Raw genomic sequence first — 20,441 nt, forward strand, 5'->3', positions numbered from 1 at the left:
GGCCCCGCTCGATGCGTCAGTACAGCAGAGCCCTGCCCGGCTGCTCGAGGATGTCGGCGACGTCCTTGAGGAAGCGCGCACCCTCGGCCCCGTCGACGAGTCGGTGGTCGAACGACAGGCTCAGCGTCATCATCTGACGCAGGGCGATCTCGCCACGGTGCTCCCACGGCTGACGGCGCACCGCCCCCACGGCGAGGATCCCGGACTGGCCTGGCGGGAGGATCGGCGTGCCCGCATCGATGCCGAAGACGCCGATGTTGGTGATCGAGAAGGTGCCGCCGGCGAGTTCGGCCGGGCTGGTCCGGCCGGCTCGTGCCGTCTGCGTGAGCTGGGCGAGGGCGTCGGCCATTCCGGTGAGCGAGAGCCGCTCGGCGTCGCGGATGATGGGCACGATCAGGCCTCGCTCGGTCGCTGCGGCGATGCCGAGGTCGACGAAGTGATTGTGCACGATCTCACCGGCGGCCTCATCCCACGTCGCGTTCAGCGACGGGTTGCGCCCGAGGGCGAGAGCCACCGCCTTCGCGATCACCACGAGCGGCCCGATGCGGTGCTCGGCGAGCGACCTGTCGCCCTTCAGCTGGTCGATCAGCTCCATCGTCGCCGTGACGTCGACGGTGTGGAAGGTGGTGACGTGCGGAGCCGTGAACGCGCTGTGCACCATCGCCTGAGCGGTGTGCTTGCGCACACCCTTGATCGGGACCCGGGTCTGGGCCCGCTCCCCCGACGCCGCAGCGGGCGGTGCAGGCGAGAAGACGGGCGCCGTCTCGACGGCGATCGCACCGGTCGCACCGGTCCGCTCGGCATAGGCATCCACGTCCGCACGGGTGATGACCCGGTCGCCGATCTCGGCGGCGACGAGCGCGAGATCGACGCCGAGACGCTTCGCGTGGGCGCGCACGGGAGGAGTCGAACGGGGCCGCTCCCCCACCACCGGCTCGGCGACGCTCGGCGGAAGCACATCGTGCGGGGCGGCCACGAGCACGTCGGCGTCGGCCGCGGCCGCGGGAGTCGCTCCGCCTCTGCGAGCCCGTCTGGCCGGACGCTGCCCGGATGCCGGAGCTGCGCCGTATCCCACCAGGTTGGGCTGCGCCTTCTCCTGAGCAGCGGCTTCGGCGGGCGCCGCGGGCGTCCGGGGCTCTTCGCCGGCGACGTCGAAGGCGATCAGCGGGGCGCCGACCGCGACGGTGTCGCCCGCGGCGGCGTGCAGCGTGGCGACGGTGCCCTCGTACGGCGAGGGCAGCTCGACGACGGCCTTGGCGGTCTCGACCTCGGCGAGTGTCTGATTCAGCGCGACGGCGTCACCCGGCTGCACGAGCCACTGCACCACCTCGGCCTCGGTCAGCCCTTCGCCCAGGTCGGGCAGGCGGAATTCGGCGTTCATCGCTCGTCTCCCTTCGCGTCGGCTGCGCTCAGGCTGTGCGGACGATCGAGCACGCGGTCGACGGCGTCGAGGATGCGGTCCAGGTCGGGCAGGTGGAACTGCTCGAGCTTCGCGGGCGGATAGGGGATGTCGTGCCCCGTGACGCGCACGGGTGCCGCCTCGAGGTACTCGAAGCAGTACTCCGTGATGCTCGCGATGACCTCCGCGGCCACACCCGCCTCACGGGATGCCTCGTGCGCCACCACCACGCGACCCGTGCGCCGCACGGAAGCGCAGACCGTCTCGTAGTCGACGGGCGAGAGCGAGCGCAGGTCGATGACCTCGAGCGACACACCCTCGTCCTCCGCTGCGGCGGCCGCGTCGAGGGCGGTGCCCACCATCGCGCCGTAGGTGATGATCGTGGCATCCGTTCCGTGACGCACGACGCGAGCCAGACCCATCGGAGGAGCGTCGGCGAGCGGTGCGGTGAGGTCGACCTCGCCCTTGTGGTGGTACAGCCGCTTCGGTTCGAAGAACAGCACCGGATCGTCGCAGGCGATCGCCTGCCGCAGGCAGCGGTACGCGTCCTGCGGGTCGGAGACCGCGATCACCCGCAGTCCTGCGGTGTGCACGAAGTACGCCTCGGGAGACTCCGAATGGTGCTCGGCCGCGCCGATGCCGCCCGCCCAGGGCACGCGGATCGTGATCGGCATCTTCACCCGGCCCTGGGTGCGGTAGTGCAGCTTCGCGACCTGCGAGACGATCTGGTCGAACGCGGGGTAGATGAATCCGTCGAACTGGATCTCGACCACCGGACGGTAGCCGCGGAACGCGAGCCCGACCGCGGTTCCGACGATGCCCGACTCCGCGAGCGGCGTGTCGATGACCCGCTTCGCGCCGAACTCGTCCTTCAGCCCGTCGGTGATGCGGAACACACCGCCCAGCGTGCCGATGTCCTCGCCCATCAGCACGACCTTCTCGTCGTCGAGCATCGCCTGCCGCAGGCCCGCGTTCAGCGCCTTGCCCATCGTCATCCGGCTCATCTCAGGCTTCCTCGAACGATGCCAGGTACGCGGCGTACTCGTCGCGCTGACGCTCGAGACCGGAGTGCGGCTCGGCGTACACGCGATCGAACACGGCGAGAGCGGGCCGGGTCTGCATCCCGATGCATGCGGCACGCATCTTCCGCGCGACGTCGTCGGCGGTCTGCTGCACGGACTCGAGGTGCTCGTCCGTCAGCTCCCCGACGGCGCGCAGATGCGCCTCCACACGCGCGATCGGGTCACGATCGCGCCACACGGCGAGCTCGGTGTCGTCGCGGTAGCGCTTCGGATCGTCTGCCGTCGTGTGCGGGCCCATGCGGTAGGTCACCGCCTCCAGATACGCGGGGCCCTTGCCGGAGCGCGCGTGATCGAGCGCCCAGCGCATCGCCGCCATGCAGGCGAGCACGTCGTTGCCGTCGACGCGCAGGCTGGGGATGCCGAATCCGGGCGCCCGGCCTGCCAGTGGATACTGCGACTGCAGTCCGACCGGTTCGGAGATCGCCCAGTGGTTGTTCTGGCAGACGAACACCACCGGAGCACGGTACGACGATGCGAAGATCATCGCCTCGTTGACGTCACCCTGGCTGGTGGCGCCGTCGCCGAAGTAGGTGACGGCGACCTCGTCGGCGCCGTCATGCAGGATCCCCATGCCGTAACCCACCGCGTGCAGGGTCTGGGCGCCGATGATGATCTGCAGCGGCGCGATGCCGAGCCGTGCGGGGTCGTACGCCGCGCCCTCCTCGCCGCGCCACATCCGCACGTAGTCGCCCGGCTCGGCGCCGCGGGTGTACATCACGCCGGTCTCGCGGTAGCTGGGGAACACGAAGTCGTTGGGCGCGAGCGCACGGCCGGTGCCGATCTGCGCCGCCTCCTGTCCGTTGCACGGCGCCCACAGCCCGAGCTGACCCTGACGCTGCAGCGCCACGCCCTCGGAGTCGATGCGCCGCAGCACCACCATGTCGCGGTGCAGCTCGCGCATCGCCACGTAGTCGATGTCGTCGATCCAGCGGTCGAGCTGGGGGTTCGGCACGCGGGTGCCGTCCGGAGCGATGATGCGCTCGGTGAGTTCGAGATCGTTCTGTGCGTCGACGATCGGGCTGGTGTTCGGTGACATCGGCGTCCTCCTGACGTGGCGGCCTTCGTGGGGCGTGCACGGCTTCCCGACTGCTGTGTCGGGCTTCCTCGAATGCTACGTCGGCCTGGCACCCCGCTCAAGCATGTTCACGATCCCTGAGCAGGTTGCCCAATCCGGGGGCGATCCGCCCTGCTATCGTGTGGCACTATGCCCGTCCTGGATCGCACAGACCTCGAACTGCTCACCGCCCTCGCGGAAGACCCCCGCACCACCGTGGTGAAGCTGGCCGACCGCCTCCGACTGTCTCGCAACACGATCCAGGCCCGGATGGCCCGGCTCGAGCAGACCGGTGTGTTCGAGTCGTATGAGCGCTCGTTCTCCACCGAGGTGCTGGGATTCCCCCTGCAGGCGTTCATCAGCATCGGCGTGCGGCAGACGGAGCTGCCGCGGATCATCGCCGAGCTGGCACGCGTTCCCGAGATCGTGCAGGCGCACGGCCTGAGCGGGTCGATCGATCTGCTCGCCCGCGTCGCGTGCCGCGACGCCCGTCACCTGTTCGACACCGACGCCAGGATCCTGTCGATCGACGGCGTCGAGCGCACCGAGACCTCGCTGGCCATGGGCGAGGTCATCCCCTTCCGGGTGGCCGGGCTCATCGGCCTCGCACGACGGGAAGTCTGAGAAAACGACGGATCGCCCCGGCTGCTTCGGCCGGGGCCTCGTAGTGGATGAGGTGGCCGACCTCGGCGATCTCCACGAGCTCGGCACGAGGGAACATCATCGCGAGGCGACGCTCGGCCTCGATGGGCGTGATGTCGTCGCGCTGAGCCGCGATCAGCAGAGTCGGCACGTCGATCACGCCCGCGAAGGCCCGCACGTCATGCGACGCGCTGGTCACGAAGGCGTCGTGCAGCACATCCCGATCGGCGAAGCGCGAGAAGTAGGTGTCGTGCTGATCGTGGATGAACCGGCGCAGCGCCGGGTCGCGGGTCTTGGCCATCGCCATGCTCATCACGCGCACCGTGAGCGGATGACGCAGCAGGGCCGTGCCCCACCGCTCGGGCAGACGAGCGCCGAGCACGTAGTACAGCACCGCGATCCGGGTGAGCACCCCCTTCGGGCCCTCCAACGCGGGCGCCCCGATCGGGTTGATCAGGATGAGTCGGGGCGTCTCGAGGCCGCTCGCGACGGCCGCGGCCGCGACGATCGACCCGAACGAGTGCCCGAGGATGACAGCCCCCGGGGCCACGGCGCGGGCGAACTCGCACAGCCACCCGGTGTAGAGCCCGAGGTCGTGCTCGCGATCCGGGATCGGCGGTGTCTCGCCGAAGCCGGGCAGGTCGGGAGAGATGATCCGGATGCCGGGCAGGTACGCCACGACCGGCTCGAGCCCGTGATGCTCGCCACGGAAACCGTGCACGGCGACGATCGTCGGCGCATCCTCCGCGGCCTCGCCGTACACCCAGTACGCCGTGGTCGATCCCAGCACCTCCACCTCACGGCGTTCGACCGGGATCTCGGCGAGGCGAGCGGCGTACGGGGAGGTCGCGGGCATGCCGCCGAGTCTACGGGACGGAATGTCGGTGGCCGTCCTTATGTTCGAATCGAGGAAGGAGACAGCATGACTTCGCTGACCGAGACGCACCCCGCTCTCCTGTGGGAGACACCATCCCTGCGCAGCCGTTCCGAGCACCTCGACCGGGCAGGCGACCACCTGTGGCGGGTGGTTGACGCGCGCGGCTCCATTCGAGGGCATCTCCGCGTGATCGCCGATCCCCTGGGCATCCGCTACCGCGCGGAGCGCCTGCACCTGGCATCCGGAGCGTTCCGCCTGGTCGGCGAGTTCTGGGATGCGGACGACGCGGTCGCGGCACTGCGGAACTGACGAGGTGCCCCCTGCAGGATTCGAACCTGCGACCAACGGATTAGAAAGCCGATGCTCTTCCTCTGAGCTAAGGAGGCGTGCGGTCTCCAGATTACCGTGTCGGGCCCCGTCGCTAGGATCGAACCATGGTTTCTGCGACTGAGAACGACCGGCTCGTCTGGATCGACTGCGAGATGACGGGCCTCGACCTCTCGGTCGACGAACTCGTCGAGATCGCCGTCGTGATCACCGACTTCGAGCTGAATCTGATCGACCCCGGCTTCCAGATCGTCATCAGACCGAGCGATGCCGCACTCGCGAACATGAACGCCTTCGTGACCGACATGCACCGCACCTCGGGCCTGATCGACGAGATCCCGAACGGTGTGAGCCTCGCCGAGGCCGAAGAGCAGACGCTCGCCTACATCAAGCGCTTCGTCCCGCTCGAGCGCAGGGCGCCGCTCGCCGGCAACACGATCGGCACCGACCGGATGTTCCTCGCCAGGTACATGCCGAACATCGACCAGTACCTGCACTACCGCAACGTCGACGTCTCGAGCATCAAAGAGCTCGCCCGCCGCTGGTACCCCCGCGTCTTCTTCCAGGCGCCCGAGAAGCACGGCGGTCACCGGGCTCTCGCCGACATCCTCGAGTCGATCCGCGAGCTGCGCTACTACCGCTCCGCGGTGTTCATCGACGCCCCCGGGCCCTCCTCCGATCAGGCGCGCGACATCGCCGCCCACACGGTGTCAGAGTTCACTCCGAACATGTAATAGACTTGTCGAGTCGCCAGCTCCGGCAGGCGCATGGTGGGTATAGCTCAGCTGGTAGAGCACCGCGTTGTGGTCGCGGGGGTCGCGGGTTCAAGCCCCGTTACTCACCCCAAAGAAGCCCCTGGGTTCGTCATGATCCCGGGGGCTTCGTCGCGTCAGGCGCGCTTCCTCAGCGGCAGGGTGGTGATGCAGGCGCGGTGCGGTTCGGTTGATTGCGACCGTACTCATCGAGGCTATGAACCATCGGCACAGTCGCGCGATCGCGGATGCACCGCGGCTAGCATCGAAGCATGTCCTCCTCACTCGATCACGACTCGCCGGCTCCGTCCGCCGGCGGCATGGACATGACGGCCGAGGAGTTCGAGGCGCTCGTCGTGGACGAGCTCGACAGGCTGCCGGACGACATGGTCGACGGACTCGACAACGTCGTGTTCGTGGTCGAGGACGAGCCCGAGGACGGCAGCGACCTCTTCGGCCTGTACGAGGGGGTCGCCCTCACCGAGCGGGGCCAGTACGGCACCGGCGAGCTGCCCGACCGCATCGTCGTGTACCGGCACGCGCACCTCGCTGCCTGCGAGGACGAGGCTGAGCTGCGTGACGAGATCCACACAACGCTGGTCCACGAGATCGCGCATTTCTACGGCATCGACGACGAGCAGCTGCACGAACTGGGGTGGGCATGAGCATCCCGGCATCCACACCGCTGCTCGACGATCAGCTCACGGTCGCCCCGCTCGTGCCCTGGCAGCTGGTCGTGTGGGACGACCCGGTCAATCTCATGAGCTACGTCGTGCGCGTGTTCCGCCGCTACTTCGGCTACCCCGAAGACCACGCGACGGCCCTCATGCTCGCGGTGCACCACGAAGGACACGCCGTCGTCGCCACCGGGCCGCGGGAGACGATGGAGGTGCACGCCCAGGCGATGCACGACTTCGGGCTGTGGGCCACCATCCGACGGGTTCCGCAGTGAGCGTCTCGATTTCGATCGCCCGGATCGAAGGACGCAACCTGCTGCACCTGATCGACGAGTTCCTCGAGCTCGTCGGCGGCCCGCGCACCAGCGCCGACCCCGCGCTGGCGAGACTCGCTCCGACGGCGTACCCCGACGACGACGCCGCCGCAGCGGAGTTCCGCCGCGGCACCAGGGACGAGCTGTTCGACCGCCGGCGCAAGGACGCCCTCGTCATGCGCGAGGACCTCGTCGAATTCGACACCGACGGCGATGGGGACCCCCTCGCCCCACACGACGTCGTCATCCCCGACGCGCGCGTCGACGCCTGGATGCGCACGCTCGCCGCCATCCGGCTGGTGGTCGCGTCGCGCCTCGGCGTCGACCACGACGACCATCACGACCCGGAGGACACGCGGTTCCACGTGTACGACTGGCTCGGGTATCGGCTGGATGACCTGATCCAGCGCGCTGACGATGCGGACGCCGCTACGGCGTAGCGACCCGCACGTGAGCGAGTGTCTGCGGCTCGTGCCGTGCGATGTGGGCGTCCTCCTGGTCCGCCCACATGTCCCAGTGGTTGCGGAAGCCGTCGCCGTCGCGTTCGAGCGCGCGTCGACGCCGTGAATCCTTCGGGCCGTCGACCCAGACGGTGACGTCCGCGAGGGCCGCAGCGGCGCGCGTCAGCGCACCGCATCCCTCGACGATCAGGCCCAGCGCCGGGTCGACGGCGTGGGCCTCCGCCTCTTCCTGCAGCTCCCAGTCCCACCGGCGCCAGATGCCGATCAGGCCACGACCGTGCGGACGCAGCACCTGCTCCCGGGCGATCTCCGCACCACGCTCGAGTCCGCTCCATCCGGGGTACACCGAATCGAGCGCGAGCAGCTGCACGGGCGTGCTCAGCGGCCACGCCCTGGCGACGCGAGCGGCGAGACTGCTCTTGCCCGCCCCGCTGCGGCCGTCGATGACCACGACCGGGTTCGATGCCGACACCGCGGTGACCGCGTCGCAGATGCGCAGCGTCGCGGCGCTGAGGCGCTCTCCGAAGGGATCAGGGGCGGCGGATGACGGCATGACCCCACGCTATCGAACCGGCGACGCCGGTCACTCGCGACCGAACGGCCGTGGCTCGACGCCGCCACCGGACCGCCGTTCGGTCGCACCGACGTGGCGCGCGCGGGTGATCATGCCGACGCCGAACCGCGCCCGCGCGTCATCGAGCGTGCCCTCGAGCCGTCGCTGGTCTTCGTCGTCGTCCCACAGCGCCATCGCCGATGCGCCTGCCGGACGCAGCTTCTCGGCCCGCACGCCGACCAGGCGCACGGGGTCGCGGCGCTCGATCTGCGCGAACAGCGCGATGGCGGTCTCGCCGATGCGCTGGCCGACATCGGTCGGCTCGGGCAGCGATACGGTGCGGCTCAGCGTGGTGAAGTCGGCGAAGCGGATCTTGATCGCCACCGCGCCCGCATGCCATCCCGAGGTGCGCAGCCGTGCACCGACGCGGTCGGCGAGGCGCAGCAGCTCCGAGCGGAGCAGGTCGCGATCCTCGATGTCACGGTCGAAGGTCTCCTCGTGACCGATGCTCTTCTCCGCGCGCTCCGTCTCGATCTGGCGGGCATCGAGCCCGCGGGCGAGATCCTGGATCCGCTGCCCGAGCGCAGGGCCGACAGCGCGCTCCAGCGCCTCGGGCGACGCCTCGCGCACATCGCGGATCAGACGGATGCCGCGGCGTTCGAGGGCTTCGGCCGCCTTCGGCCCGACGCCCCACATGGCGCCGACCGGACGCGGGTCGAGGAACTCCTGTGTCCGCACCGCAGGCACCACGAGCATCCCGTCGGGTTTCGACACGGTGGATGCCATCTTCGCGACGTGCTTCGTGGCCGCGACCCCGACGCTGCACGTGATCCCGACCTCGTCGCGCACCCGCCGCCGGATGAGGGCCGCGATCTCACCGGGGCTCCCCCACAGACGGCGCACTCCGCGCACATCGAGGAACGCCTCGTCGATCGAGAGCTGCTCGACGAGCGGGGTGATGCTCTGGAAGACCGCCATGACCTGCGCCGAGACCGCCCGGTAGCGCGTGAAATCCGGCGACACCACGCGGGCGGTGGGACAGAGCCGGAGCGCGTGGGCGACCGGCATCGCGCTGCGCACCCCGAAGCGACGCGCCTCGTACGACGCGCTCGACACGACCGAGCGCCCCTCGCGGCCGCCGATGATCAGCGGCAGCCCCTTCAGCGAGGGGTCGTAGAGCACCTCGACGGCCGCGTAGAAGGCATCCATGTCGACGTGCAGGATGCCCGTGCCGGTGTCGTCCGCGCCCGCGGGCGAGACGATGCGGCCCGATCCGTCACCGCGTCCCATGCATCCATCCTGACCGGTGCCACCGACATCGCGTCGGCGGCACCGAAGCGGTCACTGCGCGGCGCGCTCGAGGACCAGCTCGCGTACGCGCGCGGCGTCGGCCTGGCCCTTCATCGCCTTCATCACGGCGCCGATCACCGCGCCTGCCGCCTGCACCTTGCCGTCCTTGATCTTCGCCAGCACATCGGGCTGAGCGGCCAGGGCGTCGTCGATCGCGGCGATCAGCGCGCCGTCGTCAGAGACGACCGCCAGGCCGCGGGAGTCGACCACCTGCTGCGGCGAGCCCTCACCGGCGATGACTCCCTCGAGCACCTGACGGGCGAGCTTGTCGGTCAGGGTTCCGGCATCCACCAGGCCCTGCAGCGCCGCGACGTCGGAGGGTGAGACCAGACCGGCGGCGTCGCGATCCTGAGCGTTGGCGATTCGGGTGATCTCCCCCGTCCACCACTTGCGCGCCGCGGCCGGTGCGGCACCGGCCGCGATCGTGGCCTCGACCTCGTCGATCAGCCCGCCGTTGCGCACGTCCTGGAACTCCAGGTCGGTGAAGCCCCAGTCGGCCTTCAGACGACGCCGACGCGCCACGGGCTGCTCGGGCAGCGCGGCACGCAGCTCGTCCACGAGCTCGCGCGAGGGCTGCACGGGCAGCAGATCGGGCTCCGGGAAGTAGCGGTAGTCGTCGGCATCCGACTTCGGGCGGCCCGGCGATGTCGTGCCGGTGTCCTCGTGCCAGTGACGGGTCTCCTGGATGATCGTGCCGCCGTCGGCGAGGATCGCGGCCTGACGCTGGATCTCGTATCGCACGGCACGCTCGACCGAGCGCATCGAGTTGACGTTCTTCGTCTCGGTGCGGGTGCCCAGCTTCTCCTGGCCGCGGGGACGCAGCGACACGTTCGCGTCGCAGCGCAGGTTGCCGCGCTCTAGACGCGCCTCAGAGATACCGAGGCCTCGTACGATGTCGCGGATCGCGGCGATGTACGCCTTAGCGTACTCGGGAGCTCGGTGCTCGGCGCCGAAGATCGGCTTGGTGACGATCTCGACCAGCGGCACACCCGCGCGGTTGTAGTCCACCAGCGAGTACTCGGCCCCCTGGATGCGACCGGTCGCCCCGCCCATGTGGGTGAGCTTGCCGGCGTCCTCTTCCATGTGCGCCCGCTCGACCGGGATCGTCACGAGCGTGCCGTCCTCGAGCTCGACCTCGACCGATCCCTCGAAGGCGATCGGCTCGTCGTACTGCGAGATCTGGTAGTTCTTGCCCAGGTCGGGGTAGAAGTAGTTCTTCCGGGCGAAGCGGCTGGACTCGGCGATCGAACAGCCGAGCGCGAGACCCAGACTGATCGACGAGCGCACGGCCGTCGCGTTGACCACGGGCAGCGACCCCGGCAGACCCAGGTCGACCGGGGCGATCAGCGTGTTCGGCTCGGCGCCGTGGAACTCGTCGTTCGCCGGGTTCGGGGCATCCGAGAACATCTTCGTGCGGGTGTTCAGCTCGACGTGCACCTCGAATCCGAGCACGGGCTCGAACATCTCGAGAGCCTTGTCGAAGTCCATGAGCTTGGCGGTGGCCATCAGCGGGTTCCTCCCAGCAGCTGCGGAGCGCGGGCGAGCAGCGGCTCACCCCACGAGTCGAGCAGCGCGGCTTCGAGAGCCGCGCCGACGCGGTACAGACGAGCATCCTCGTGCGCGGGGGCGAGGAACTGGATGCCGACGGGCAGGCCGTCTTCTGCCGCCACGCCCGACGGGATCGAGATGCCGGGCACCCCCGCCAGGTTCGCCGGGATCGTCGTCAGGTCGTTCAGGTACATCTGCAGCGGGTCGTCGATCTTCTCGCCGATCTTGAACGCGGTCGTCGGCGCCGAGGGCGTCGCGATGACGTCGACCTGCCCGAAGGCGCGGGCGAAGTCCTGCTGGATGAGCGTGCGCACCTTCTGCGCGCTGCCGTAGTAGGCGTCGTAGTAGCCGGCAGACAGGGCGTAGGTGCCGAGGATGATGCGGCGCTTGACCTCGGGGCCGAAGCCGGCTTCGCGGGTCGCCGACATGACGTCCTCCACCGTCGGGTTGCCGTCGGGGGTCACGCGCAGGCCGAAGCGCACCGAGTCGAACTTCGCGAGGTTGCTCGACGCCTCCGCGGGCAGGATCAGGTAATACGCGGCGACACCGTATTCGAAGTGCGGAGCGGAGATCTCGACGATCTCGGCGCCCTGCGCCTCCATCAGTGCGAGCGAGGCGCGGAAGGATGCGGCGACGCCGGCCTGGAAGCCGGAGTCGGGCAGCTCGGTGATGACGCCGACCTTCAGTCCCTTGAGCACCTGACCCGACGCGCCCTCGCGGGCGGCTGCGGCGAATGACGGCCACTCCTGCGGAAGCGAGGTGGAGTCCTTCGGATCGTGACCGCCGATCACATCGTGCAGCAGACCGGCGTCGAGCACGGTGCGGGTGACCGGGCCGACCTGGTCGAGGCTGGATGCCAGCGCGATCGCGCCGTAGCGGCTGACGCCGCCGTAGGTCGGCTTGATGCCGACGGTGCCGGTGACGTGCGCGGGCTGGCGGATCGATCCGCCGGTGTCGGAGCCGAGCGCGAGCGGGGCCTCGAAGGCCGCGACGGCCGCGGCGGAGCCGCCACCCGAACCGCCGGGGATGCGGTCGAGGTCCCACGGGTTGCGGGTCGGACCGTAGGCGGAGAACTCCGTCGACGAGCCCATCGCGAACTCGTCCATGTTCGTCTTGCCCAGCGGCACGAGGCCTGCGGCGCGCGAACGAGCAACGACCGTGGCATCGAACGGCGACATGTAGCCCTCGAGGATCTTCGAGCCGCTCGTGGAGGGCATGTCGGTCGTGACGAGCACGTCCTTGACCGCGAGCGGCACACCGGCGATCGGGCCGAGCTGCTCGCCCGCGGCACGGCGCGCGTCGACCTCGGCGGCCGCAGCGAGGGCGTGCTCGTTGACGTGCAGGAAAGCGTGCACGTCACCGTCGACCGCGGCGATGCGGTCGAGGTGGGCCTGCGTCGCCTCGACGCTGGAGATCTCGCCGGCGGAGATCTTCTCGCCGAGTTCCGCGGCGGTCAGCCGGATGATGTCGCTCACTGCTCTTCTCCCAGGATCGCGGTCACACGGAAGCGGCCATCGGCGGCATCCGGGGCGTTCTTCAGCGTCTGCTCGAGGGTGAGCGTCTCGCCGACCTCGTCGGGACGGAAGACGTTGCTCATCGCGATCGGGTGGCTGGTGGCGACGACGTCTGGCGTGGCCACCTCCGACACCTTCGCAATGTTGTCGACGATGGCGTCGAGCTGACCGGTCAGCTGAGTCACCTCGTCGTCGGAGAGCTGGATGCGCGCGAGCACGCCGAGATGGCGTACGAGATCAGGGGTGATTTCAGACACCACCCCAGTCTACGAGAGCGCGAGGTGCGCAGACGTAAGCTGGAACTCGTGACCGAGTTCGTTCCCCCGCGCCCATGGACCGCAAGCTACGCCGAAGGTGTCCCGCAGGACCTGCCGCCGGTGACCGGTTCGCTGATCGACATCGTCGAGGCGTCGGTGCGCGACTATCCGGATGCCCCGGCGCTGCAGTTCTTCGGCCGCGAGACGACCTACCGCGAGATGCAGGATGCCATCGAGCGGGCAGCCGCCGGCCTGCGCGACCTCGGTGTCGGCCCGGGCGATCCGGTGGCGATCGTGCTGCCGAACTGCCCCCAGCACATCATCGCGTTCTACGCCGTGCTGCGTCTCGGCGCCGTGGCGATCGAGCACAACCCGCTGTACACCCCGCGTGAGCTGCGCAAGCAGTTCGAAGACCACGGCGCCCGCCACGCGATCGTGTGGAGCAAGGTGGTCGAGACCGTGCAGGAGTTCCCCGCCGATCTCGCGGTCGCGAGCCTGGTCTCGGTCGACGTGACGACGGCGATGCCGCGCAGGATGCAGCTGATGCTGAAGCTGCCGATCGCGAAGGCCCGCGAGTCGCGTGCGGCGCTCACCTCGAAGGTGCGCGGCGCGATCAGCTGGGACTCGCTGGTGCAGTCCGCACCGCTCCCGGCCACGCACCCGCGTCCCGCAACCGACGACCTCGCGATCATCCAGTACACCTCAGGCACCACGGGCACGCCCAAGGGTGCGGCCCTCACCCACCGCAACCTGCTCGCCAACGCTGCGCAGGCTCAGGCGTGGGTGCCGTCGATCACGCGCGGCGACGGCTGCGTCGTCTACGCGGTGCTGCCCATGTTCCACGCGTACGGGCTCACGCTGTGCCTCACCTTCGCGATGTCGATGGGCGCGCGGCTCGTGCTGTTCCCGAAGTTCGAGCCCGACCTCGTGCTGCAGGTGACGAAGAAGCATCCGGCCACCTTCCTGCCGCTCGTGCCGCCGATCGCCGAACGGCTGCTGGCCGCGGCGAAGGAGAAGGGCGTGTCGCTCGCCGGCACCGAGATCGCGATCTCGGGGGCGATGGCGCTGTCTCACGATCTCGTCGTGCCGTTCGAAGAGGCCAGCGGCGGCTATCTCGTCGAGGGCTACGGGCTGAGCGAGTGCTCGCCCGTGCTGATGGCCAACCCCGTCGCCGAGAACCGGGTGGCCGGAACCGTCGGCCTGCCGCTTCCCGGTACCGAGTGCCGCGTGGTCGACCCCGAGAATCCGACCGTCGACGTGCCGGCAGGCTCTGCCGGTGAGCTGCTCGTGCGCGGTCCGCAGGTGTTCTCCGGCTACTACGGCAAGCCCGAGGAGACCGAGGCGGTGTTCGTCGACGGCTGGTTCCGCACCGGCGACATCGTCACGATCGACGAGGCCGGCTTCGTGCGCATCGTCGACCGCATCAAGGAGCTCATCATCACGGGCGGCTTCAACGTGGCGCCCACCGAGGTCGAGGTGGCCCTGCGCCAGCATCCGGATGTCGTCGACGCGGCCGTCGTGGGACTGCCGAGCGACCGCTCCGGCGAGGAGGTCGTCGCCGCGATCGTCGTGGAGGACGGCAAGGACGTCGATGTCGAGGCCATCCGCGCGTTCGCGCGCAGCATCCTGACCCCGTACAAGGTGCCGCGTCGCGTCTTCGTCGTCGACGAGCTGCCGAAGTCGCTGATCGGCAAGGTGCTGCGCCGGCAGGTGAAGGAGCGCCTGCTGGCGCTGACCTCGGGCAACTGAACGGCCAGCACTCTCCCATCCGCACCCACTATCGTTGACAGGTGACTGCCGACGACATCGCCCCTGCCCCTGACGCGCCCGAGACCCCTGACGAGGGCGCGACCGCTCCCGGATTCGAGGAGCTGGGCATCACCGGCTCGCTGCTCAGGGCGATCAAGGATCTCGGCTACGAGACCCCGTCGCCCATCCAGGCGGCTACGATCCCGCTGCTGCTGCATGGGCGCGATGTGCTGGGGACGGCGCAGACCGGCACCGGCAAGACCGCCGCATTCGCGCTGCCCGTGCTCGAGAACCTCGACCTCGGTCAGAAGACGCCGCAGGTGCTCGTGCTCGCCCCCACACGCGAGCTCGCCCTGCAGGTGTGCGAGGCGTTCGAGGCGTACTCGGCCCGGATGAAGGACGTGCGCGTGCTTCCCGTGTACGGCGGCCAGGCGTACGGCGTGCAGCTGTCGGCGCTGCGCCGTGGCGTGCACATCGTCGTCGGGACGCCGGGCCGCATCATGGATCACCAGGCGAAGGGCACGCTCGACCTCTCGGAGCTGAAGTATCTCGTGCTGGATGAGGCCGACGAGATGCTGAAGATGGGCTTCGCCGAGGATGTCGAGCAGATCCTCGCCCAGACCCCCGAGGACAAGCAGGTCGCGCTGTTCTCGGCGACGATGCCCGCGACGATCCGTCGGCTCGCTCAGCAGTACCTGAACGAGCCCGAAGAGGTCGCCATCAAGGGCAAGACGACCACCAATCAGAACATCACCCAGCGCTACCTGGTCGTCTCGTACGCGCAGAAGGTGGATGCCCTCACCCGCATTCTCGAGATCGAGAACTTCGACGGCATGATCGTGTTCGTCCGCACGAAGAACGAGACCGAGACCCTCGCCGAGAAGCTGCGCGCCCGCGGCTACTCCGCCGCGGCCATCAACGGCGACGTGCCGCAGGTGCAGCGCGAGCGCAGCGTGAACCAGCTCAAGGACGGCAAGCTCGACATCCTGGTCGCCACCGACGTCGCCGCGCGCGGTCTCGACGTCGAGCGGATCAGCCACGTGATCAACTTCGACATCCCCACCGACACCGAGTCGTACGTGCACCGCATCGGACGCACCGGACGCGCCGGTCGCACCGGGGATGCGATCAGCTTCATCACCCCCCGCGAGCGCTATCTTCTCAAGCACATCGAGAAGGCGACCCGCCAGGCTCCGGCCCAGATGCAGCTGCCGACCACCGAAGACGTGAACACCACGCGCCTCGCCCGCTTCGACGACGCGATCACGTCCGCTCTCGAGGAGACCCGTCGCATCGAGGCGTTCCGCGACATCATCGCCCACTACGTGCGCAACCACGACGTGCCCGAGGCCGACGTCGCCGCAGCTCTGGCCGTCGTCGCCCAGGGCGATACCCCGCTGCTGCTGGACCCGGAGAACGACGAGCTGTCTCGGGCGGTGGAGCGGGACAGCCGTCCCCCGCGCGAGCGTCAGGACCGCACGTCGGACCGTGCCGATCGCGGCCCCCGTGAGCGCCGCGGTCGCGGCGACTACGCGCCGTACCGCATCGAGGTCGGGCGTCGCCACCGTGTCGAGCCGCGTCAGATCGTGGGCGCCCTGGCGAACGAGGGCGGGCTCGGACGCGACGACTTCGGCGCGATCGCCATCAAGCCGGACTTCTCGATCGTCGAGCTGCCCGTGAACATGGACCCGTCGGTGCTGGACAGGCTGCGTGACACCCGCATCTCGGGCAGGCTCATCGAGATCCGGCCCGACCGTGGCGTGCCGAACCGTCGCACGCCGCGCGACCGCGATGATCGGGGCGGCTACGACCGCGGCGGACGCGACGACCGCGGCGGATATGCGCGTGACGACCGCCCGGCGCGCAAGCCGCGGCACAAGGACTGACGCCGCAGACACCAGACGCCGTGCGGGACGCGAAAATCCGTCGTCGAGCGTCCCGCCGGCGTCAGCCGAGACGTTGCGCGAAGTGGTGCGAGACGATGTCCATTCGCTCGCGCAGGTAGAAGCGGTGCGCGGCGAAGCGCTGCACCCCGGAGTCCAGGTCGAGCACGTGGCATCCCGCGTCGATCGCCCGCTCCCGCAGATGGTCGAGCAGCATCCGCCCGTATCCGCGGGATCGCTCGGATGCCGAGGTCGACAGATCGTCCACATGCAGCTTGCGGATCGCACTCGTGTTCGCGATGATCCGCCAGCCCGCGACCGCCACGCACCGCTCCCCCTCGAAGACCGCGGTGAACGTGAGCCCCTGCGGGGCTCCCTCGTGGAGCACCTGGTCGAGCAGTTCCGCGGAGAGATGCGGGCGCAGCTCCTGCAGAACCGGCAGCGCCTGACTCCAGCGGTCGTCGGCGGCAGCGAGATCGACGCAGACCGCACTCCTCATCTCGTCGCTCATCCGAGCGCCTCCGGCCCCTCGGTGACGAGCAGGTGGAACTGTGCGGCGTCGATGATCCGCACGCCGAGCGCCTCGGCCTTGGCGAGCTTCGACCCGGCACCGGGGCCGGCCGCGACGAAATCCGTCTTCTTCGAGACGGAGGATGCCGCCTTGCCCCCGGCCTTCATGATCGCCTCCTGAGCGCCCTCGCGCGAATAGCCCTCGAGGCTTCCCGTGGCGACGACGGTGAGCCCGTCGAGCACTCCGCCCTCGGTCGCCGCGGCTCCCGGCCCGGGATGCCCTGGTGTGGACCACTGCACACCGGCATCCGCCCACTGCCGCACGATGTCCTGGTGCCAGTCGACCTCGAACCAGCTCAGCAGCGAGTCCGCGATGATCCCGCCGACGCCTTCGACGGCGGCGAGCTCGTCTCTGCTCGCGGCGCGGATGGCGTCGAGCGAGCCGAACCACTGGGCGAGGGCCCGGGCGGCGACCGGACCGACGTGGCGGATGTTCAGCGAGACGAGAAGCCGCCAGAGCTCCTTGGTCTTCGCCTTCTCGAGTTCGGCCAGCAGCTTCACCGCCTGCGACGAGGGCTGCGGACCCTCGAGTCCGTTCTTCTTCTCCGCCGCGGTGGGATTGCGGCGGAACGGCGCACGGGTCTTGACGACCCCGTCGTCGTCCTCCTTGGGCAGCCCCGTCTCGGAGTCGCGCACGATCACCTCGATCGGCACGATCTGCTCGAGGGTGAGATCGAAGAGTCCCGCCTCGGTCTCCAGCGGCGCGAGGGCCGGGCGGTTCGGCTGAGTGAGCGCCGCGGCGGTCACCTCGCCGAGGGCCTCGACATCCAGCGCGCCACGAGAGCCGATGTGCTCGACCCGGCCGCGCACCTGGGCAGGGCACGAGCGCGCGTTCGGGCAGCGCAGATCGATGTCGCCCTCCTTCATCGGGCGCAGCGGCGTACCGCACTCGGGGCACGCCTGCGGCATGACGAACTCGCGCTCGGTGCCGTCGCGCCTGTCGACCACCGGCCCGAGCACCTCGGGGATCACGTCCCCCGCCTTGCGCAGCACGACGGTGTCGCCGATCAGCACGCCCTTCGCCTTGACCACGTCCTTGTTGTGCAGCGTCGCCTGACGCACGACCGACCCGGCCACGTGCGCCGGCTCCATCACCGCGAACGGGGTCGCGCGTCCGGTGCGGCCGACCGAGACGACGATGTCGAGCAGCCGGGTCTGCACCTCCTCCGGCGGGTACTTGTACGCGATCGCCCATCGCGGCGCGCGGCTGGTGATGCCGAGCTCGTCGTGCAGCGCCAGCTCGTCGACCTTGACGACGATGCCGTCGAGTTCGTGCTCGACGTCGTGCCGGTGCTCACCGAAGTACGCAACGAACTCCTCGACCTCGTCGATGCTGCGGCACACCTTCGTGTGCGGACTGGTCGGCAGGCCCCACTCGGCGAGCAGCTCGTACACCTCGCTCTGCGCGGCGACCGGCGGCCGCGTCCATGCGCCGATGCCGTGCACGTACAGCGACAGAGACGCGATGCGAAGCAGGCCGGCTTCGAGCTCGAGACCGCTCTTCTTGTCGATCTGCTGGCGCAGTCCGCCGCTGGCGGCGTTGCGCGGGTTCGCGAACGCGGGGAATCGGCGCGCGGCGGCGGTGCGCGCCTTCTCGTCATCGAACGGCTTCTTGGCCCCCGGTCGCGCCTCCCACCGATCGCGTGCGTCGGCGTGCGCCCGCTCGCGGAACGACGCCTGGGCGGCGTTGAGCCGCTCGAAGGCCTCGACGGGGATGAACACCTCGCCGCGCACCTCGACGATATCCGGGTGCCCCTCGCCGCGCAGACGCTCGGGGATGTCGGCGAGACGCAGGGCGTTCTCGGTCACGATCTCCCCCACCCGGCCGTCACCGCGGGTGGCGGCCGAGGTGAGCACGCCGTTCTCGTACCGGAGGTTGATGGCCAGCCCGTCGATCTTCAGCTCGGTGAGCCAGGCGATCTCCCGCCCGGCGGATGCCGTGGCCTTCGCCGCCCATTCGCGCAGCTCGTCGACGGAGAACACGTTGTCGAGGCTCAGCATCCGCTCAGCGTGCTCGATCGTCGCCAACCCGGTCGACTCCGCTGCTCCGACCATCTGCGTGGGCGAATCCTGGCCCTGCAGCTCGGGATGCAGTCGCTCGAGCTCTTCGAGTCGCCGCATCCACCCGTCGTAGGTCGCGTCGTCGACGAGCGACGTGTCGCGGCCGTAATAGGCGTCCTTCGCCTCGAGGATGCGAGTCGTGAGCTCTTCGGCTTCGGCGCGGGCGTCGGTCAGCGAGATGTTCTCAGGCACCCGGCAAGTCTACGAGCGAGCACCGACAGGCCACGGGACGCGCGTCCGGCGGCGGATGCTCAGGCGTCGACGGGGACGGCCGACACGGTCGTGTCGATCGTGAACTGCCCGAGTACGCGGGTGCCGACGTAGATGACGGCACTCTGGCCCGGCGCCACGCCGTCGAGCGGCACGTCCGGCACCACGCGCACACCGCCATCGCTCACGTGCGCACGGGCGGGTACGGGATCGGCGTGCGCGCGGATCTGCACCTCGCACGCGAAGTCGGATGCGTCGGGGGCGGCCCCCGCCCAGGAGAAGCGCTCCCCTGCGATCTCGGTGATCGCCAGCGCCTCCTTCGGACCGACGACCACCGTGTTCGACACCGGCCGCACCTCGAGCACGAAGCGCGGCTTGCCGTCGGGGGCGGGTACTCCCAGTCGCAGACCGCGGCGCTGTCCCACGGTGAACGCGTGCGCGCCCTCGTGCGTGCCGACGACATCGCCGTTGCGGTCGACGACGTCACCCACGGCGGTCCCGACCTTCTCGGCCAGCCAGCCGCGGGTGTCTCCATCGGGGATGAAGCAGATGTCGTGGCTGTCCGGCTTCTGCGCGACGGTGATGCCGCGTTCAGCCGCCTCGGCGCGCACCAGTGCCTTCGAGGGCGTGTCACCGAGGGGGAAATAGGTGTGCGCGAGCTGCTCGGCGTTCAGCACACCGAGCACGTAGGACTGGTCCTTCGCGGAGTCCGACGCGCGGTGCAGCTCGAGCCCTCCGGCGCCGTCGACGAGACTCGCGTAGTGACCGGTGCAGACCGCGTCGAAGCCGAGTTCGATCGCTCGCTCCAGCAGAGCCGCGAACTTGATCTTCTCGTTGCAGCGCAGACACGGGTTGGGGGTGCGGCCCGCCCTGTACTCCGAGATGAAGTCCTCGATGACGTCGTCGCGGAACCGCTCCGAGAAGTCCCACACGTAGAAGGGTATGCCGAGCAGATCCGCCACGCGCCGGGCATCCAGGGCGTCCTCGACGGTGCAGCAGCCGCGGCTGCCGGTGCGCAGCGTGCCGCCGGCGCGGGACAGCGCGAGGTGCACGCCGACCACCTCGTGTCCGGCGTCGACGGCGCGCGCGGCCGCCACCGCCGAATCGACACCGCCGCTCATGGCCGCCAGAACTCGCATGGGCTCCAGTCTACGAGCGCCC

General features: G+C 69.7%; 20 protein-coding genes and 2 tRNA genes. 9 read left to right on the forward strand and 13 right to left on the reverse strand.

The genetic code is table 11. The annotated features are described in order from the left end of the window. Positions 1-16 precede the first annotated feature (16 nt). From H9633_RS09945 to H9633_RS09955, 3 genes are read right to left on the reverse strand one after another with little or no spacing between them, the layout of a single operon-like run. Positions 17-1,381 (reverse strand): dihydrolipoamide acetyltransferase family protein, encoded by a 1,365-nt coding sequence (locus H9633_RS09945; protein WP_191713052.1) that lies wholly within the window; start codon positions 1,379-1,381, stop codon positions 17-19. Next, positions 1,378-2,403, reverse strand: coding sequence for an alpha-ketoacid dehydrogenase subunit beta (locus tag H9633_RS09950; RefSeq protein WP_225211369.1), 1,026 nt, complete (start codon positions 2,401-2,403; stop codon positions 1,378-1,380). Before H9633_RS09950 ends, H9633_RS09945 begins: the two co-directional genes overlap by 4 nt. A gap of 1 nt (position 2,404) precedes the next feature. Continuing rightward, positions 2,405-3,517 carry a thiamine pyrophosphate-dependent dehydrogenase E1 component subunit alpha gene (locus tag H9633_RS09955; protein WP_191713053.1) on the reverse strand — a complete coding sequence of 371 codons (1,113 nt, stop codon included), beginning with the start codon at positions 3,515-3,517 and terminating at the stop codon, positions 2,405-2,407. 168 nt (positions 3,518-3,685) lie between these two features. Here H9633_RS09955 and H9633_RS09960 point away from each other — a divergent pair, with 168 nt between their 5' ends. Continuing rightward, the gene (locus H9633_RS09960; RefSeq protein WP_071644405.1) at positions 3,686-4,159 is read left to right on the forward strand and encodes an Lrp/AsnC family transcriptional regulator; all 474 of its coding nucleotides are present in this window, start codon (positions 3,686-3,688) and stop codon (positions 4,157-4,159) included. Here the strand turns inward: H9633_RS09960 and H9633_RS09965 are convergent. Then, positions 4,131-5,033: an alpha/beta fold hydrolase gene (locus tag H9633_RS09965; protein WP_191713054.1), complete on the reverse strand. Its 903-nt coding sequence runs from the start codon at positions 5,031-5,033 to the stop codon at positions 4,131-4,133. The genes H9633_RS09960 and H9633_RS09965 overlap by 29 nt on opposite strands. A 66-nt stretch (positions 5,034-5,099) precedes the next feature. Between H9633_RS09965 and H9633_RS09970 the strand changes: the two genes are divergently transcribed. Continuing rightward, on the forward strand, positions 5,100-5,363 hold the full coding sequence (locus tag H9633_RS09970) for a hypothetical protein (RefSeq protein WP_191713055.1): 264 nt from the start codon (positions 5,100-5,102) through the stop codon (positions 5,361-5,363). A gap of 5 nt (positions 5,364-5,368) precedes the next feature. Here the strand turns inward: H9633_RS09970 and H9633_RS09975 are convergent. After that, positions 5,369-5,440, reverse strand: a tRNA-Arg gene (locus H9633_RS09975). Positions 5,441-5,488: 48 nt separating this feature from the next. Here H9633_RS09975 and orn point away from each other — a divergent pair. The 5 genes from orn to H9633_RS10000 all read left to right on the forward strand — a co-directional run bounded on the left by orn (position 5,489) and on the right by H9633_RS10000 (position 7,564). Further along, positions 5,489-6,115 carry an oligoribonuclease gene (gene orn, locus H9633_RS09980; RefSeq protein ID WP_071644399.1) on the forward strand — a complete coding sequence of 209 codons (627 nt, stop codon included), beginning with the start codon at positions 5,489-5,491 and terminating at the stop codon, positions 6,113-6,115. A gap of 36 nt (positions 6,116-6,151) precedes the next feature. Further along, a tRNA-His gene (locus H9633_RS09985) sits at positions 6,152-6,227 on the forward strand. 226 nt (positions 6,228-6,453) lie between these two features. After that, positions 6,454-6,798, forward strand: a complete 345-nt coding sequence (locus H9633_RS09990) for a metallopeptidase family protein (protein ID WP_191713095.1) — start codon at positions 6,454-6,456, stop codon at positions 6,796-6,798. After that, entirely contained in the window at positions 6,795-7,085 is a 291-nt protein-coding gene (clpS, locus tag H9633_RS09995) for an ATP-dependent Clp protease adapter ClpS (RefSeq protein WP_191713056.1), read from the forward strand. Before H9633_RS09990 ends, clpS begins: the two co-directional genes overlap by 4 nt. Beyond that, positions 7,082-7,564, forward strand: a complete 483-nt coding sequence (locus H9633_RS10000; RefSeq protein ID WP_318247256.1) for a DUF2017 family protein — start codon at positions 7,082-7,084, stop codon at positions 7,562-7,564. Before clpS ends, H9633_RS10000 begins: the two co-directional genes overlap by 4 nt. On the opposite strand, the gene H9633_RS10005 is transcribed toward H9633_RS10000, so the two are convergent. Genes H9633_RS10005 through gatC form a run of 5 tightly spaced genes read right to left on the reverse strand, consistent with a single transcriptional unit; the run spans position 7,554 to position 12,807 of the window. Continuing rightward, positions 7,554-8,138: a nucleoside/nucleotide kinase family protein gene (locus H9633_RS10005; RefSeq protein ID WP_071644096.1), complete on the reverse strand. Its 585-nt coding sequence runs from the start codon at positions 8,136-8,138 to the stop codon at positions 7,554-7,556. The two genes, H9633_RS10000 and H9633_RS10005, sit on opposite strands and share 11 nt — an antisense overlap. Before the next feature lie 30 nt (positions 8,139-8,168). Beyond that, positions 8,169-9,428 carry a DNA polymerase IV gene (gene dinB, locus H9633_RS10010; protein WP_191713058.1) on the reverse strand — a complete coding sequence of 420 codons (1,260 nt, stop codon included), beginning with the start codon at positions 9,426-9,428 and terminating at the stop codon, positions 8,169-8,171. 51 nt (positions 9,429-9,479) lie between these two features. Continuing rightward, positions 9,480-10,994, reverse strand: coding sequence for an Asp-tRNA(Asn)/Glu-tRNA(Gln) amidotransferase subunit GatB (gene gatB / locus H9633_RS10015; protein WP_191713059.1), 1,515 nt, complete (start codon positions 10,992-10,994; stop codon positions 9,480-9,482). Then, on the reverse strand, positions 10,994-12,511 hold the full coding sequence (gatA, locus tag H9633_RS10020) for an Asp-tRNA(Asn)/Glu-tRNA(Gln) amidotransferase subunit GatA (RefSeq protein ID WP_071644102.1): 1,518 nt from the start codon (positions 12,509-12,511) through the stop codon (positions 10,994-10,996). Before gatA ends, gatB begins: the two co-directional genes overlap by 1 nt. After that, entirely contained in the window at positions 12,508-12,807 is a 300-nt protein-coding gene (gatC, locus tag H9633_RS10025; RefSeq protein ID WP_071644104.1) for an Asp-tRNA(Asn)/Glu-tRNA(Gln) amidotransferase subunit GatC, read from the reverse strand. Before gatC ends, gatA begins: the two co-directional genes overlap by 4 nt. Before the next feature lie 48 nt (positions 12,808-12,855). Between gatC and H9633_RS10030 the strand changes: the two genes are divergently transcribed. After that, positions 12,856-14,556, forward strand: a complete 1,701-nt coding sequence (locus H9633_RS10030) for a long-chain-fatty-acid--CoA ligase (RefSeq protein ID WP_318247257.1) — start codon at positions 12,856-12,858, stop codon at positions 14,554-14,556. Between the two features lie 41 nt (positions 14,557-14,597). Then, positions 14,598-16,442: a DEAD/DEAH box helicase gene (locus H9633_RS10035; protein WP_404802966.1), complete on the forward strand. Its 1,845-nt coding sequence runs from the start codon at positions 14,598-14,600 to the stop codon at positions 16,440-16,442. A 61-nt stretch (positions 16,443-16,503) separates the two neighbouring features. Here the strand turns inward: H9633_RS10035 and H9633_RS10040 are convergent, their stop codons facing one another. Genes H9633_RS10040 through mnmA form a run of 3 tightly spaced genes read right to left on the reverse strand, consistent with a single transcriptional unit; the run spans position 16,504 to position 20,419 of the window. Beyond that, positions 16,504-16,950: a GNAT family N-acetyltransferase gene (locus H9633_RS10040; protein WP_225211370.1), complete on the reverse strand. Its 447-nt coding sequence runs from the start codon at positions 16,948-16,950 to the stop codon at positions 16,504-16,506. After that, complete coding sequence (ligA, locus tag H9633_RS10045) at positions 16,947-19,262, reverse strand: NAD-dependent DNA ligase LigA (protein ID WP_191713061.1); 2,316 nt, start codon at positions 19,260-19,262, stop codon at positions 16,947-16,949. Before ligA ends, H9633_RS10040 begins: the two co-directional genes overlap by 4 nt. 59 nt (positions 19,263-19,321) lie before the next feature. Beyond that, positions 19,322-20,419, reverse strand: a complete 1,098-nt coding sequence (mnmA, locus tag H9633_RS10050) for a tRNA 2-thiouridine(34) synthase MnmA (protein WP_191713062.1) — start codon at positions 20,417-20,419, stop codon at positions 19,322-19,324. Positions 20,420-20,441: the final 22 nt, after the last annotated feature.

It is taken from the genome of Microbacterium commune, assembly GCF_014836945.1.
In the GTDB taxonomy this organism is placed as follows: Bacteria; Actinomycetota; Actinomycetes; order Actinomycetales; family Microbacteriaceae; genus Microbacterium; species Microbacterium commune.